The sequence below is a fragment of the Sporosarcina sp. P20a genome (assembly GCF_002743175.1).
GTDB lineage: Bacteria > Bacillota > Bacilli > Bacillales_A > Planococcaceae > Sporosarcina.
Genome location: NZ_PDYT01000001.1, coordinates 444,277 through 459,866, shown reverse-complemented (window position 1 = coordinate 459,866; position 15,590 = coordinate 444,277). Strand labels below are relative to the sequence as shown.

Sequence of the window (15,590 nt, the reverse complement as noted above, 5' to 3'; positions counted from 1 at the left end):
CCTCCTCATAACGCTACAAACACTATATATAGTGTTTGTCTTATTAAATAATCTACTACATATTGAATATTATATCAATCGACATTTATGTTTCAAAAACAAAAAATCATTGATATCGCGACATTTCGACAAAAAAAATAAAACCAAAGTACCAATTTTATTTTTTGTAATTCCAGTCATCATTCGCATATTTCTCTTTCTCGATTTGACGGACTAAAGCGAGCTGTTCGGGCGTTAATTCTAGTGGTTCCAATGAAATATCGAGCGACGCTTTAAATCCTTTTGAAAAGGCTTGTTTGCATTCTTCCACTGAAATCTCTCGATCCGTCAATCGGTCAATCGCAATTGCACGATCCGGCAATGTTCTACGTACACGTTCTTTCAATGCGGGTGATGAATACGTGAAAATGGATGTTAATTTATCGACATCTAAGCTCATTAAAATGGCTCCATGTTGTAAAATCACGCCTTTTTGACGCGTTTGCGCACTACCAGCAACCTTTTTACCCTCAACGACGAGTTCATACCAGCTCGGTGCATCAAAACACACACCACTCTTCGGGCTTCGTAATTGCTCTGTGACATCTTTATCTGGAATCGAGAACTCTGCCTGAAGTCCGAGATTACGGAAACCTTGCAGCAATCCGCCAGAAATTACACGGTAAGCTTCCGTCACCGTTTCCGGCATATCGGGATAATGCTCACTCACAATGACGCTGTAGGTAAGCTCATGTTCATGCAGGACGCCACGGCCCCCTGTTGGTCTTCGGACAAATCCGAGCCCCAATTCTTTTACTTTTTCCATATCGATATCTTTTTCAATACGCTGAAAGTACCCGATAGATAATGTAGCAGGTTCCCATTCATAAAAACGTAGAACCGGTCCGATTTCTCCTCGGCTATGTAAGTCAAGAAGCGCCTCATCGAGCGCCATATTGAAGGAAGGACTACATTTTCCAGAATCTACATAATGCCAAACGGCTTTTGTCATAATCAATTCTCCTTCACCTTTAATACTCCACCTATAGTATAGGAAATCGTCAATGAAAAAAACAATAACGCATTTCATTTTATCATTAGGATTGAACTGATGCCAGATAATCTTTATAATAGAGATATTGATGAAGGGGGAAGTTTTTTTGAGTTATTATATTTTGGGAGCAGCTGTGCTCGCGGTCATTTTGTATTTCGTCATCACATACATACGGGTCGGAAAAGCATTGACTAGTTTAACACAAGAAGAGTTTATTAAAGGTTATCGCAAAGCACAATTGATCGACGTGCGCGAACCAAAAGATTTCGATGCTGGACATATTTTAGGTGCACGTAATATTCCATTTACGCAGTTCTCACAGCGTTATAAGGAAATCCGACCCGATAAACCCGTTTATCTTTATGACCAAAACACAAGCCGTACTGGCCGTGCTGCGTTGTTCTTGAAGAAAAAAGGGTGTACAGAAATCTACCAGCTACGCGGTGGATTTAAACAATGGTCAGGTAAAATCAAAACAAAATAATCAGTGTAGATCCTCCTTTTTAAGGAGGATCTACTTATTTATAAGGAGAGTGTTTTATTCATGAAACCATCTTTTTTAATTCCATTACAGTCAGCACAATATGAGAAACTGACACATTATCAATATTATGGCGTCGTCATTGAAGCAATTCTAGATACACTTCAACAACGTTCACCAGCTGACTGGCAAATTATCCAAGTAGACGAATTTGCTTCTTACACAGAAACAATGCTTCCTGAGCTGATCCATCGTAAACAATTGGCTTACGAATCACTTAGTCATATTTATGCCACATTACCGACACAAAAGATTCAGCAAGATGAATCAGCTACTATATTTTCTCTTCAAGGTGCTGAAACAATCGACAATCAGTTACTTTTCTTTCCAGAACATCAAATCGCCATCGCGAATATCAGCTATTATGTCGCAACAGGCTCCACCTGGTCAGAACATACTGTATTCGCACCATCTGCTACTCACGTAAAAGATTTCATCGAAGTGCTAAATCAATTACAACGAGAAGCGATGAAAACGAATATTACGTACTTAGTGGATACTGAGGAAGGTATGGAAAAGAAGACATATGGCGCCGGCACTCAAATTGAGCGCAAGGATGTCCTGCTAGATGAAAATTTGAAGAACGATCTATTTCGTTCTATTGATGAATTCTTTCGAGATGGCGGTGCATTCTTTAAAGAATACGGACTGCCCTATAAACGAGGAATCTTGTTGTATGGATCTCCTGGTAACGGCAAAACGACGCTCGTACGTTCCATCACTGGCACAACCGACGCACCTGTCGTCTACTGGCAAATCACGGAATTCACAGGAAGTCATTCGGTACAGGAAGTTTTCAATACAGTCGAACGCCTAGCACCAGCCATCCTCGTAATCGAAGATATCGACTCCATGCCTGAGCATATGAGAAGCACATTTCTGAACATCCTCGATGGCGTACATGTCCGTGATGGCTTATTCATCATCGGGACGACCAATTACCCTGAACGTATCGACCCAGCCCTTATAAATCGCGCAGGCCGCTTTGACAGCACATATGAAATCAAATCTCCGACACAAAAAGTTCGTAAGTTATATATTGAAAAACTGGACCGCAAAAAGATTTTGTCTACAGAGCAGGTTGAAGAAATCGGGAAGCAGACGAAAGGCCTTTCCGTATCACAGTTGAACGAATTATATATGTCGATTGCACTAACCTACCATTATGAGGCGACTATTCAATACGAAGAACGGATCCGCCAGTTGCAGAAGCAACATAGGCAAGCTACCCGGCATGACTGGGAGACCGATTCGACAATTGGTTATTAATCCGCAAAAAAGGTTGCCTTGAAAAACTTCAGGCAACCTTTTTCATATTTATGATTTTTCACCTCGAGTCACTGATCCTGCTATTTGAATCGCACCGAACAGAAATTCATTACTTATAAAGGCTACAATTATTTAGATCTTCACTAATTATTTATACCTGAGATTTACACAGGAAATAACACTAGTGTCGAATCAAGGTTTTTTGTTTTGCTTATTATAGTTAAATTATCAATTTTCATACACATTTCTGCCATAACTTAGAAACAATATTGAAGTCAGTCAAAATGCGACACACTTTTCATTCTACGTTATATATGATAACTAGGTTGCTTCACTACTAGCAAGAAAACCGCTACATGATTTGAAGCGTAATATATATATTACGGAGGAATAGACTTGATGAAAACTGTCAAAAAAAACTTTTTGTTGTTAAGAATTGAAGTGAAAAGAATTATTATGTATAAGAAAGCCGCTTTCTTAGGATTTACACATCCAAGCGTTGTCAAAACTAGCCAGCGATTAGATACCTTATTGAACAGAGCGCAAAGTGCTTTTCATAACTATTGAAGTTGAGTCTAAGGTATCGCTCATAGTTCTAAGTGAAAGACAGTTTCCGTTTGGGAACTGTCTTTTCGTATGATCCAATACTTGATTATGCAGTATAAGTTGCCTCTATGGATAAATATAGATTATGTATTGGTTACTGTTTCGACCAACACAACACGTCATATTCGCTTTACCAACTTTCTATAACTCATATTTAACGCCATGCTTAACATGAATAATAACCCCACCATAGAAAAAGGTATTAGCCATAGATTGTTTGTCGTTGTATACAAACCTAAAAACATCATGCCTACTGCAATTATTGGAGCCGCAATATAATATGGTTTTGCATAATACAACCACCCATACGTGAAAAGGTGAGCTCCTGTAATGATGGCAAATATCATAATGGCGTCATGAGGACTTTTTATCATACTCCAAAAAAGAATAGGAAAATAGATAAGCTGCGCCAAATTTAAATATAACCCTAGACTCCCTAAAGCATTAGTTTCAAATTTCCAATCAGCCTTTAATATATATGAAACACCAACTGAAAGAGGAAACATCAAACCAGTCGAAAAAAGCATCAATATATTTTTCTGAGCTATTTCAATCGACTGCATAAATATAATCGTAATGATTAACCAAATCACACTAGCAGACAGAAGAAATGAGATTCCATTTCTCCCTTTAACCGATAAATCTTTTCTCATTTCATCAATCAACAAGGAATTCTTCCACCTTTCCCGTTTTATTCTTGATTCGGATAGACTTCATTTATAAAGGCTGCAGATTGTTTGATTAATTTCTCTAATATGTCTATATCAATGTCATCTATTTTGTTGATGTATATACAAGATTTTCCTGATGTATATTTCCCGAAATCTTTTAGCAATTTCTCGCGCTGTTTAGTTTCGAGTGTTACGTATAAACTAATTTTTGCTTTTCGCGGTGAAAAACCAACGATTGGCGCATCCCCTTCATGACCAGAACTGTATTTATAGTGATATTTGCCAAATCCTATAATACTAGGGCCCCACATTTTAGCTTGATAACCTGTTGTTTCGGTAAAGATATCTACTAATTGAAATGCATCTTCACGCTTTTTTACTTGTTCAATGTTCTCTATGAATTCGATGACACTATGATCAGTTTCTTTAGTTTTTAATTCGTACATCATGTACACTCCATTCTACTATTTTTTTGTTACTGTATGCCTAGTACATAATAATTTCTAAATCCTCACTTGTCCGCCACCTCCAATATTGCCTACATACCTATTTCTTGTATCCTTTGCCAACTATGATTTCGTAAATGCAAGTGGTCATATCCCCTCAACCAATTATTGATTGCAGCATTGGTATGGCATCTTGACTTTATTGAAGAGGAAAAGCAATATCGTTCCGATGACGTCAAAATCCTGCTGAAATGACTCTAGCTTCATCTATAATCACGTTTTATTAAAGATACCAGTAACTGTAAGAATTTTCAATCTACTTGTGATTTATACAATTCAAGTGTATATTAAACTACTGATAATCATAAGTGTCTTAGGCGTAGTCAGTCGAGATTCTACGATTATTACAGAGGGTTCGAAACCATCCCCTCTAAAAACAAAACTATGGAGGAATGTAGAGTGAGTAAAGCAGTTGTAGTATTTAGTGGTGGACAAGATTCTACCACTTGCCTGTTATGGGCAATGAAAGAATTTGACGAAGTAGAAACCGTCACGTTTTTGTATGGACAGCGACATAAGTTAGAAGTTGATTATGCTACAAAAATCGCGCAAGACTTAGGTGTTAAACAAAAAATAGTTCAAATGGACGTTCTCAATCAATTAACTTCGAACGCCTTGACTAGAAAAGACATGCCCATTGAAGCGCAAGAAGGAAATGTACCCAATACGTTTGTCGAGGGACGAAATCATATATTTCTTTCATTTGCAGCAATCTATGCAAAAACTGTTGGGGCACATGCAGTTATTACCGGTGTGAGCGAAACAGATTTCAGTGGTTATCCTGATTGTCGGGACGAATTTATTCGTTCTTTAAATGAGACATTAAATTTAGCAATGGACTATCCTTTTGATTTGATCACGCCCTTAATGTGGAAAGACAAAGCGGAAGTTTGGGAAATGGCGGATCAAATGGGTCGGTTGGAATATATAAAAAAGAATACGTTAACTTGCTATAACGGAGTAATGGCCGATGGTTGCCAAGAATGCCCTGCTTGCAAGCTAAGAAATGATGGACTGGTGAAATACCTAAAAGGACAACACGTCTCATGATCCGAATTACGATTTATTTATTATCCATCATTCTTGCTAACGTAATTACAGCTCGATTTGCACCAGTTGAACTTGGTCCACTAATTATTCCTTATGGTACCTTATTCATTGGATTAACACTTGTCATGAGAGATATGGTCCAAAATCGATTCGGAAGACATCAAACATACATTTTGATTGGAGTCGCCCTCTTATTATCAGCTCTAACAAGTTATTCTTTAGGGGATCAACTATGGGTCGTCTTTGCCAGTACACTTAGTTTCATTATTTCAGAAACAGCAGATACTGAAATTTACACGCGCTTCAAATTACCTTTTGTAAAAAGAGTATTATTCTCTGGTGTTGTAGCAGGGTTTTTAGACTCTAGTATATTTGTCATCATCGGTATCAGTCCACTGGGTCTTAACTTTGTCCCATGGGAATTAGTTCCTTATGCCATACTTGGACAATGGGTAGCGAAAGTGTTAATGCAGTTAATTGTTGCAGGTGGAATTAGACAAGTTGTCATTAAACTAAATATATATGAACCAAATATTTCAGAAGTACATTAAAAGGAGAATGGCATATGCCCGAAAACGGTGTGAACAATCTTACATTACTCGGAAATCAACAAACAAAATATAACTATGAATATGATCCAGACGTTTTAGAAACGTTTGAGAATCAACATCAAAGTAATGATTACTTTGTTAAATTTAATATTCCTGAATTCACAAGCCTTTGTCCAATCACTGGCCAACCGGACTTCGCTACCATATACATATCATATATTCCTGATGTGAAAATGGTAGAAAGTAAATCATTAAAGCTCTATATGTTCAGTTTCAGAAACCATCCAGGTTTCCATGAGGATTGTGCAAATCTCATTATGAAAGACTTAATTAAACTAATGGAGCCAAGATATATAGAAGTGTGGGCCAAATTCACCCCGCGTGGTGGTATTTCCATTGATCCGTATTGCAATTACGGAAAACCTGGAACATACTTTGAACAAATGGCTAAGGAAAGACTATTTCAACATGATATATACCCCGAGAAGATAGATAATAGATAATTTTTACTGCCAGGCCCGTAGACAATCCAGAATTGTCTTCGGGCCTGGCATTTTTTAAATCACTTTTACTTCAATTGAGCTGGATACTATACGTCAACTCCTAGCCTTTTCATTAGAACGTATGTAGCCTATTTCGCCATACATAAACCTTTGGGCTATTTAACAAAGCTTATACATACAGTATGGATGAGGAGTATCATATTAATCATAATTTTACTAGTAATGGAGGAGATTTCGTGAAGGACGAATCAACAAATGAAGCTAGTCACAGAATCAAGAATCGAAAAAGTCAGCAATTGGATCAATTCAAGGTAGATAATAATGGAAAATCGTTTACGACCAATCAAGGGGTTAAAGTGGCAAATGATGAAGAATCATTAAAAGCTGGAGTTCGTGGTCCAACATTAATGGAAGGAATACACCTAAAAGAAAAACTAATGCACTTTGACAGGGAACGGATTCCTGAACGAGTCGTTCATGCAAGAGGATATGCAGCACACGGTGAGTTTGAGTTATATGAATCAATGAAAGACTATACTACAGCCGACTTTCTCCAAGTGCCAGGACAGAAAACACCTGTTTTCACTCGCTTTTCTAATGTGGCAGGAAATTTAGGTTCTGTTGATACAGCAAGAGACGTCAGAGGTTTTGCGGTAAAGTTTTACACGGAAGAAGGAAACTATGATTTGGTAGGAAACAATCTACCCGTGTTTTTCATCCAGGATAGCATGAAGTTCCCCGATCTCGTTCACGCAGTCAAACCCGAACCCGATACAGATATGCCACAAGCCGCTTCAGCTCATGATACATTTTGGGATTTCGTAGCAAACAATCAAGAATCTGCCCATATGGTAATGTGGCAAATGTCGGATCGCACCATTCCTAGAAGTTGGCGAATGATGGAAGGCTTTGGTGTACATACATTCCGGTTTGTTAATAGTGAAGGTAAGGCTACTTTTGTAAAGTTTCACTGGAAGCCGATATTGGGCGTGCATTCCTTAGTCTGGGATGAAGCACAGAAAATTGCCGGAAAAAATGCAGACTTCCAACGCAGAGATCTATGGGATTGTATTGATAATGGATATTTTGCTGAATATGAATTTGGTGTGCAGATGATTGCAGAAGAAGATGAATTCATGTTTGACTTTGATATTCTTGACGCGACAAAACTGTGGCCAGAAGAAATCGTACCAGTTAAAATCATTGGGAAAATGACGTTAAATCAAAACGTCACCAACGTCTTTGCTGAAACCGAGCAAGCCGCTTTCCATCCCGGTAATGTCGTACCAGGAATAGATTTCACTAATGACCCCCTTTTACAAGGGAGGCTTTTATCTTATCTCGATACCCAACTATATCGCCTCGGTGGACCGAACTTCACAGAAATTCCGATTAACCGTGCAGTTTGTCCATTCCATAACAATCAGAGAAATGGATTCAATCGTCAACGGATTGATGTCGGCAAAGTAAGTTATCATAAAAATTCCTTGGCTAATAATACCCCTTCCACTTCCACAGCAAAAGAAGGCGGATTTGTTCACTACGCTGAAAAAGTGGAAGGTCGAATTATTCAAGCACGAAGCGAATCATTCAATGACCACTTTTCTCAAGCCCGACTTTTCTGGAATAGTATGTCACTACCAGAAAAACAACATATTATTAACGCGTTCAGCTTTGAAGTCGGAAAAGTAAATAGTAGGAGTGTCAGGCAGCAAGTTGTCAATATGTTCGCACACGTCGATCAAGAAATGGCTACACTCATCGCAAATAATGTAGGAGTGAATAAACCGACCGGTGAACAAGTCAATATTACCGAATCGTCCCCTGCGCTGAGCCAGGAAAACACCCCTCGCTACCCATACAGTATGAAAGTTGGTATTCTGATTGGCGATGGTTTCGCTGATGAAGAAGTGAAGTCAACAATTGAATATCTAGCGAAATACGGTGTGTGGGCGTACACAATCGGTGAAAAACTGGGTACTGTAACAGGTAAGAACGGACTGGAGATTCATGTTAATGAAACGTTTTTGACTACTGCTCCCGTTTTATTCGATTCTCTTTATGTAGTAGGTGGAAATGCAGCGAATCAACCCAAGTTCAATTCGGATAGCGTCTATTTTATCAATGAGGCATTTAGACATTATAAACCGATTAGCGTTGCCAATACCGGAGATACTCTTTTCACAGCGTCTGTCGCAAAAAAGGGACCCGGTATTGTATTCGCTAAAAATAATGCTACGTTTAACGACGACTTTGTACTCGCTATTACCAAGCAACGCTTTTGGGAACGAGATATTTACTAATTCTCATAGCAAGAAGCGTCACTCTTCATATGGAGAGCGACGCTTCTTTATTTTTCAATTATACTCACAGTACTCTACGAAAGTTTTCGTGAAACGCTGTGAATAATCTTGCCATTCCTATAAGACTGCACTGCGCCCTACCTTTTCTTTTCATTACCTGGGAAATTTAAAGACCCAACAAACCTTGTTTCAGCTCGTTGGGTCTTCATTATTATAGTCCAATTGAAAACAGAATAACCGCGACTGCTGCACCAAGTATAGGTACAACCACAGACAATGCACCAAATGCCGGATACGCGTCTTTATGCGTTTCACCAGCAATGGATCGAATCGTCGTTACAACGTATCCTCCTTGAGGAAGTGAATCCAATGAGCCTGAAGATATGGATACCGTTCTATGCAATGCTTCAGGATCTACGCCTAGATCTAAGTAGTGTGGAGCCAATAATGGTAAGGCGATCGCTTGTCCACCTGACGATGATCCCGTCAATCCAGCAATGACCGCTACCGCCAGCGCTCCACCAATCAGTGGACTTCCCGGAATATCTGTCATGACATTTACTGCAGCATCAAAAGCCGGTGTCGCCTTAACTACACCACCAAAACCAACGACCGCAGCTGTATTGGCGATGGCGATCACTGCACCCATCGCGCCTTCCCCTACTGCATGACCAAAGTTTTGGAAGTATTTTTTATTCAAAATATATGTGGCCAATATACCGCCACTTAAGGAAATAATTAATGCAGAGGTTCCAAGATAGTTATGTAACAGCAATGTAATTCCAAGAACTACTACTAAAGGAATCATACTCAATATCGGGTTCGGTAGAGATCTTTGCATATCTACTTCCTTATCTGTATCCCTTGCAATAAACCTTTCTCCTTTAGCGACAGCTTTTGAAATCATTCGCTTCAGCCACCAATAGCCGAACAAGAACATGAAGAGTGCTACGAAAATACTGACTTCCCACCCTGCATACGGACTCGTTCCAAGAAACTCAATTGGAATCCAGTTTTGAATTTCAGGTGATCCTGCAGACGTCATCGTAAATGTGGTAGAACCAAATGCTAGTGCAGCCGGAATGAATCTTCTTGGCAAGTCGGCTTGTTTGAAGAGACTTAACGCCATCGGATATACCGAGAATGCAACAACAAACAAACTTACACCGCCATATGTTAACACTGCACAAGCAATTACCACCGCTAAGGCTGCTCTTTTCATACCTATTTTACTGACAATCCATTTTGAAATACTATCGGCGCCACCACTGTCTTCCATAACTTTACCGAATATCGCACCCGTTAAGAACATTAAATACCAAGAGGCGATAAATCCTGTAAATCCACCCATATAGTTCGTTAAGAAGTTGACCGCGCCTTCTTCTACTAACTGTGGGAAAAGCGGGATGCCATTCATAATTGCGATAAACAATGCGGTTATTGGCGCCGCAATGAGAAGATTCATCCCTTTCATTGTTAAAAAGATTAAGATCGCAAGTCCCGCAAAAAGGCCGATCATTCCAAACATAGTCATTCCTCCTAATTACCTTGCTCCTTTAAAAACCAGTTTTATTTTTTGCCATATCGATCTACACGAAGTTGTGCTTGTCTAGCATGTCCTTCAAAGTTTTCTAATAAGCAAAGTCTTGCTGCGTATTCGCCGATATAGGCTGAAGCTTCTGGTGTTGTTATCTTCTGATAGGTAACTGTTTTGATGAATTTACCAACCCATAATCCACCTGTGTAACGAGCTGCCCCTTTAGTCGGCAATGTATGGTTTGTACCAATTACTTTATCTCCGTATGCTACATTCGTCTCTGGTCCCAAAAACAGGCAACCGTAGTTCGTCATATTCTCGAGGAAGTAATCGGGATTTTCTGTTAAAATCTCTACATGTTCAAATGCTAAGCGATCCGCTTCAATCCGTGCTTCTTCAATCGAATCCACGACTAATATTTGACCATAATCTTCCCAAGATACACTAGCTACATCTGCAGTTGGGAGCGTTTCCAACTGACGTGCAATTTCTTTAATTGTTTCGTGTGCAAGCTCTTCAGAAGTCGTAATCAACGCGCCAGGAGACGTAGGTCCATGTTCACCTTGACCAAGAAGATCAATCGCAATCATTTCTGCATCTGCTGTATGGTCTGCTACAACTAACGTTTCTGTTGGCCCTGCAAATAAATCAATTCCAACACGACCGTATAATTGACGCTTCGCTTCAGCAACAAATGCATTACCAGGTCCAACAATCATATCGACAGATTCAATAGTTTCTGTTCCGATAGCCATTGCCCCCATCGCTTGAATGCCGCCAAGTAAATAAATTTCGTCTGCTCCTGCTAAATACATGGCCGCAATAGTCGCTTTTGGAATCTCCCCATTGATTGGTGGTGTACAGGCTATAACCCGTTTCACTCCCGCAACCTTTGCAGTCAACACACTCATATGTGCAGATGCAACCATCGGATAACGTCCACCCGGTATATAACAACCTACGCTGTTTACTGGAATGTTTTTATGTCCAAGAATCACACCGGGAATATCCTCTACTTCTACATCGTGCAATGAAGCAAGCTGTGCTTCTGCAAACGCTTTAATATTAGTTTGGGCAAATTTAATATCTTCGATGACACTATCGGGCACTTGCGCAACAATTTCTTTAATTTCTGATTCACTAAGTCTGAAGGACTTCGGAGTCCATTTGTCGAATTTCTCAGAAAGTTCACGTACCGCTTGATCTCCACGACTTTCTACGTCTTTTAACGCTGCAGAAACAATTTCAGAGACCTTCGTGTCGTTTGCTACTACTTCTTCTTTCGATTTACCTGCTTTGATTACTTTTACCATGATGCGCCTCCTATTTTTAACCGCTTACATTCTGTTTTAACTACATACTAATTTGGGCAATGTAAAGAATGCTTGAGCAAAATACACTATGCATACGTATGCATTTAACTCTACGTCAAAATACTAGTCTAATTATTCGTCAAAGTCAACAACTTTATGTCGTTTTTCTTTCAATCAATTTTCCATCTACTTCTATCGTTTGTACAAATCCTGTATAAGATGTCACTTCTTCCATCAAATACGTTACCGTTGCTTCAATCATTTCTTCAATCGGCTGCTCCCATGTCGTTAAGTCGTAAGCCGGCCAAGAAGCCATGCCGATATTATCAAATCCAACGACCCTAGTATGTTCCGGTATTTGGATTTCATGCTTGCGAAGTGCATCTAATACCCCAAGTGCCATAATATCGTTCGCAACAAAAATTGCAGACGGTAATTTATTTTCTTCAAGCAAAGAAATTGCTGTGTCGTATCCACCTTCATACGTATAGTCTGAATTGTATGTACGATACGTAATACTCTGCTGATCAAGGACCTCACAAAAACCTCTTTCACGTTCAATACTTGTAGAGGTATCTTCATTACCCGTAACCAGTACTAATTCATTGGACCCTGTAGATACCAAAAAATGTGCAATAGAGCGTCCGGCTTCTAAATTATTGCAACTCACTGAATGGAACACGTCAGTACTAGGCTTTCTATTAAAGAAAACGAGAGGGATTTGATTCTTTTTGAACTCCTCCCCAACAGTTTCTGACATCGTAGCATCGGTTACAATCACACCCGCTACATGATAGTTGAGTAATGTTTCAACATCCTCATCTTGAATTTCATCGTTATTGGTGGAGACAAATAAGATGCTGTATCCTCGTTGTTTGAAGATTGAACTAAATCGTTTTAATACATGTGCGTAGAATGGATTTTGAACACTTTTCATTACAAGACCAATAATTTTGGACTGATTTGTTATGAGGCTTCTCGCGTATACGTTAGGACGATAGCCGAGCTCTGCAGCTGCCTCCAGAACCCGTTTCCTAGTTTTATCGGAAACAGATGCACCTTCAAAATACACTCTTGAAACAGACGATTGTGACACGCCCGCCAACTTAGCGACATCCATCGCTGTTACCGTTTCTCTCATTTTCATTCATTCCTTTACAATGTTTTTCAATTCTATGTATGATTCTCACTAGTACGTTTTGGTTCAATCTAATGAATTATATAATATGCAACTAAAGATTTGAAATAAGTCTCCTTAGAATTTTACCCATAATTACAATTCCCTTACATCCTTATAAAGATATTCTGACGTTTAATAAGAGATTTATCTGAAGTATATATCTCGGTGACCTGAGTGTTATATCAATAGAACAATTGTATGAAGTAAAAAAAACTGCCAGGTACCAACACAGTCATCATGTGCTCGTACCTGGCAGCTTTATGTGTAATTAACAATTTTACTAAAGCACTTCAGCCAAAGTGATTCTACTCGTTAACGCAGCGCACCTTCAGCTTCAGGAATGTTATTCATGTCAATCGCATTCAATTTACAGAAATAGTTCATAAACTCTTCTGCTTCTTTGATCTGCTCTTCATCCGTCTTTAATGCGATAATATCTTTTAAAATTTGGGCAGTCCAAATATTATCAAAGTAACGGAATGTGCCAGAATTCCATGAAGTACGATCAGGATAGTTCTTATTACTATAATAATTCCAGAAAAGCATTTTCTCAGCTTCTTCTTCTGAAAGTTGAATTCTATATTCAGGGTGAGCAGGAACCAATCCGTCCTCGCCTATACTTCCAATAAATGTATCACCAACCATGAAGAGTCCAATAATAGTTCTTTCTGTTTCTGCTTGATCAGAAGTTCTCACTGTTAGAACACCTGCACTGTTCGGGCGCAAACGAGTTACTGGGTTGGGTAACCCTTTATTCTTTCCGCTTTGAATGCTTCCAGTCGATATTTCCCAGTCGTTAAACACTTCTGACTGTTGTTCTTTCTCTAACCAGAAAACAATTTGTGAACTTTCATGAATTTTATGGTTTTTTAATATTTCTCTACGTTGCTGTTCAAGTACTTGGATAGCTTTTTCTTCCTTACGCTTCTTTTCCATTATTTTTTCTTCTGCTTTTCGCTCCACAAAGACCTTCTCTAAAGACTCTGCCATACTTCGATTGTTTAAAGTAATAAAATTCTCGAATGCATCGGGATAGACGAATCTTTTAAGATCTTTATTGAAATCAACGGTAATGAATGACTCCTCATGTTCCACAATATTTCCTTCACCAAACACGTTATGAGTAATTTCTTCATTAATTAAATTCACTAGACAATCTCCTCCTATAAATTCTTTGATAACTACTTTACAGTTAATCTGATTAAAACAATCTGTGCGTTTACATTTTATTTCATTGAAATATAACAACCCATTTATCAAATTCAAAAAAATGCGCCCTTCATTCCTTACTGGAATAAGTTGCGCAGGATTGTTAAATACCGTCCTGATTACTTGTACATATACAGTATAACACATAATCAGAAATTTCTCAAATTCATGGTTGACATTTCTTATTTGTTTATCGTATAATAGACGATTTTGATTTTACAAGACTGTGTATGTAACTAGTTTCACTCTTACTAGTATGGATATATATCCCTCATTTACTGCATGTTTGATGAGGTTAATCGCTAACGTCGAATTTTTCTTAGTAGGACTTGATATATTGAGAGTCTAGTCTACTGCCACTAGAGTTTCCCTATATTCCTTTTAACATGACGGTACATATCATCAGCAGACCAGCCTAACCGATGCTGTAATTCATTACAAAAAGCGAGCACTATAAGTGGCCCGTCTGAGTTCAATTCAAATTTGATTCCTCGATCCGTCAACTCATCCATTAACGGACGTATTACATCGAAATCTTGATTTTTATATACCGTATCTGCAGCCACTTTTACTTCGTATACGAAATCTATTATTCCTAGTTTCTTAAACTCTTCTTCCTCAGTTGGCGATAAATCATATACAACATTGAATAACCTATCGATTTCATTATCCCTCAGCTTACTAGTGCCAACAAAAAGTCTTTTCACTTCCACTTCTAATATACGCACTAGACGCATGTCTTTCATAACAGGCTTCAAAGCATTCACAATGCTCATATAATACCAGGATTGTTCACGTTTACCTCTATTGAATCTACTCCATACATCATCTCCTACACAATCAACATCTTCTTGGATTGAGCGAAGATTATGAAGTTTATCCGCCACAATGACGGCGAGCTGATCAGTGTTTTTTCTCGCTAACTCTTTAATTGTATGACGTTTGCGCTCTTCCCATGATAAAGTTTTATCTTGCTCCGATGCAGCCAACACAAGATCAAGTACCTTGTCGCCAAATTGACATTGTATCTCGTTTGCAGTGGTGTCTGTATCTTCAAGCGTATCATGCAGTAAACCCGCTGCGACTATATCATCACTGTACTGATGGTGCTTTAAAATCATCGATACAGCAAAGGGATGAGTTATATATGGAATATCCGTCCCTTTGCGAAACTGTCCTCTATGTTTATGTAATGCGAATTGGAAAGCTTTTTCAATAGTATTCAAACTAAGACCCCCATATCGTTTATTCCCCAGAAAATACTTATATTTAGCTTGTTGATTACATGCATGAACTAAAAAATTTAGATACATTTATT

At 38.7% G+C, this 15,590-nt stretch carries 15 protein-coding genes; 7 read left to right on the top strand and 8 right to left on the bottom strand.

Annotated features, from left to right (window positions below; genetic code table 11):
* Positions 1-157: 157 nt before the first annotated feature.
* Complete coding sequence (locus CSV72_RS02450; RefSeq protein ID WP_099676951.1) at positions 158-991, bottom strand: lipoate--protein ligase family protein; 834 nt, start codon at positions 989-991, stop codon at positions 158-160.
* Positions 992-1,121: 130 nt separating this feature from the next.
* Between CSV72_RS02450 and CSV72_RS02445 the strand changes: the two genes are divergently transcribed.
* From CSV72_RS02445 to CSV72_RS02435, 3 genes are all read left to right on the top strand, one after another.
* Positions 1,122-1,517: a rhodanese-like domain-containing protein gene (locus tag CSV72_RS02445; protein WP_099676950.1), complete on the top strand. Its 396-nt coding sequence runs from the start codon at positions 1,122-1,124 to the stop codon at positions 1,515-1,517.
* Positions 1,518-1,577: 60 nt separating this feature from the next.
* On the top strand, positions 1,578-2,843 hold the full coding sequence (locus CSV72_RS02440) for an ATP-binding protein (RefSeq protein ID WP_099676949.1): 1,266 nt from the start codon (positions 1,578-1,580) through the stop codon (positions 2,841-2,843).
* A 399-nt stretch (positions 2,844-3,242) separates the two neighbouring features.
* Positions 3,243-3,410, top strand: a complete 168-nt coding sequence (locus CSV72_RS02435; protein WP_099676948.1) for an aspartyl-phosphate phosphatase Spo0E family protein — start codon at positions 3,243-3,245, stop codon at positions 3,408-3,410.
* Between the two features lie 158 nt (positions 3,411-3,568).
* Here CSV72_RS02435 and CSV72_RS02430 read toward each other — a convergent pair whose 3' ends face one another.
* The gene (locus CSV72_RS02430; RefSeq protein ID WP_099676947.1) at positions 3,569-4,117 is read right to left on the bottom strand and encodes a DUF7010 family protein; all 549 of its coding nucleotides are present in this window, start codon (positions 4,115-4,117) and stop codon (positions 3,569-3,571) included.
* 23 nt (positions 4,118-4,140) lie between these two features.
* Positions 4,141-4,566, bottom strand: a complete 426-nt coding sequence (locus CSV72_RS02425; RefSeq protein ID WP_099676946.1) for a DUF1801 domain-containing protein — start codon at positions 4,564-4,566, stop codon at positions 4,141-4,143.
* Between the two features lie 444 nt (positions 4,567-5,010).
* Here CSV72_RS02425 and queC point away from each other — a divergent pair, with 444 nt between their 5' ends.
* The 4 genes from queC (at position 5,011) to CSV72_RS02405 (ending at position 9,033) form a co-directional block, all read left to right on the top strand.
* Positions 5,011-5,676: a 7-cyano-7-deazaguanine synthase QueC gene (gene queC, locus CSV72_RS02420; RefSeq protein ID WP_099676945.1), complete on the top strand. Its 666-nt coding sequence runs from the start codon at positions 5,011-5,013 to the stop codon at positions 5,674-5,676.
* Positions 5,676-6,227, top strand: coding sequence for a VUT family protein (locus CSV72_RS02415; protein WP_099677128.1), 552 nt, complete (start codon positions 5,676-5,678; stop codon positions 6,225-6,227). Before queC ends, CSV72_RS02415 begins: the two co-directional genes overlap by 1 nt.
* Before the next feature lie 14 nt (positions 6,228-6,241).
* Positions 6,242-6,730 (top strand): preQ(1) synthase, encoded by a 489-nt coding sequence (gene queF / locus CSV72_RS02410; protein ID WP_099676944.1) that lies wholly within the window; start codon positions 6,242-6,244, stop codon positions 6,728-6,730.
* A 236-nt stretch (positions 6,731-6,966) separates the two neighbouring features.
* The gene (locus CSV72_RS02405; RefSeq protein ID WP_099676943.1) at positions 6,967-9,033 is read left to right on the top strand and encodes a catalase; all 2,067 of its coding nucleotides are present in this window, start codon (positions 6,967-6,969) and stop codon (positions 9,031-9,033) included.
* A 211-nt stretch (positions 9,034-9,244) separates the two neighbouring features.
* Here the strand turns inward: CSV72_RS02405 and CSV72_RS02400 are convergent, their stop codons facing one another.
* The 5 genes from CSV72_RS02400 to CSV72_RS02380 form a co-directional block, all read right to left on the bottom strand.
* Positions 9,245-10,561 carry a GntP family permease gene (locus CSV72_RS02400; protein WP_099676942.1) on the bottom strand — a complete coding sequence of 439 codons (1,317 nt, stop codon included), beginning with the start codon at positions 10,559-10,561 and terminating at the stop codon, positions 9,245-9,247.
* 41 nt (positions 10,562-10,602) lie between these two features.
* Entirely contained in the window at positions 10,603-11,883 is a 1,281-nt protein-coding gene (hisD, locus tag CSV72_RS02395) for a histidinol dehydrogenase (protein ID WP_099676941.1), read from the bottom strand.
* A gap of 154 nt (positions 11,884-12,037) precedes the next feature.
* Positions 12,038-13,024 carry a LacI family DNA-binding transcriptional regulator gene (locus tag CSV72_RS02390; RefSeq protein WP_158232128.1) on the bottom strand — a complete coding sequence of 329 codons (987 nt, stop codon included), beginning with the start codon at positions 13,022-13,024 and terminating at the stop codon, positions 12,038-12,040.
* A 351-nt stretch (positions 13,025-13,375) separates the two neighbouring features.
* Complete coding sequence (locus CSV72_RS02385; RefSeq protein WP_099676939.1) at positions 13,376-14,212, bottom strand: malate synthase; 837 nt, start codon at positions 14,210-14,212, stop codon at positions 13,376-13,378.
* Positions 14,213-14,631: 419 nt separating this feature from the next.
* The gene (locus tag CSV72_RS02380) at positions 14,632-15,498 is read right to left on the bottom strand and encodes an HD domain-containing protein (RefSeq protein WP_099677127.1); all 867 of its coding nucleotides are present in this window, start codon (positions 15,496-15,498) and stop codon (positions 14,632-14,634) included.
* Between the last annotated feature and the right edge of the window lie 92 nt (positions 15,499-15,590).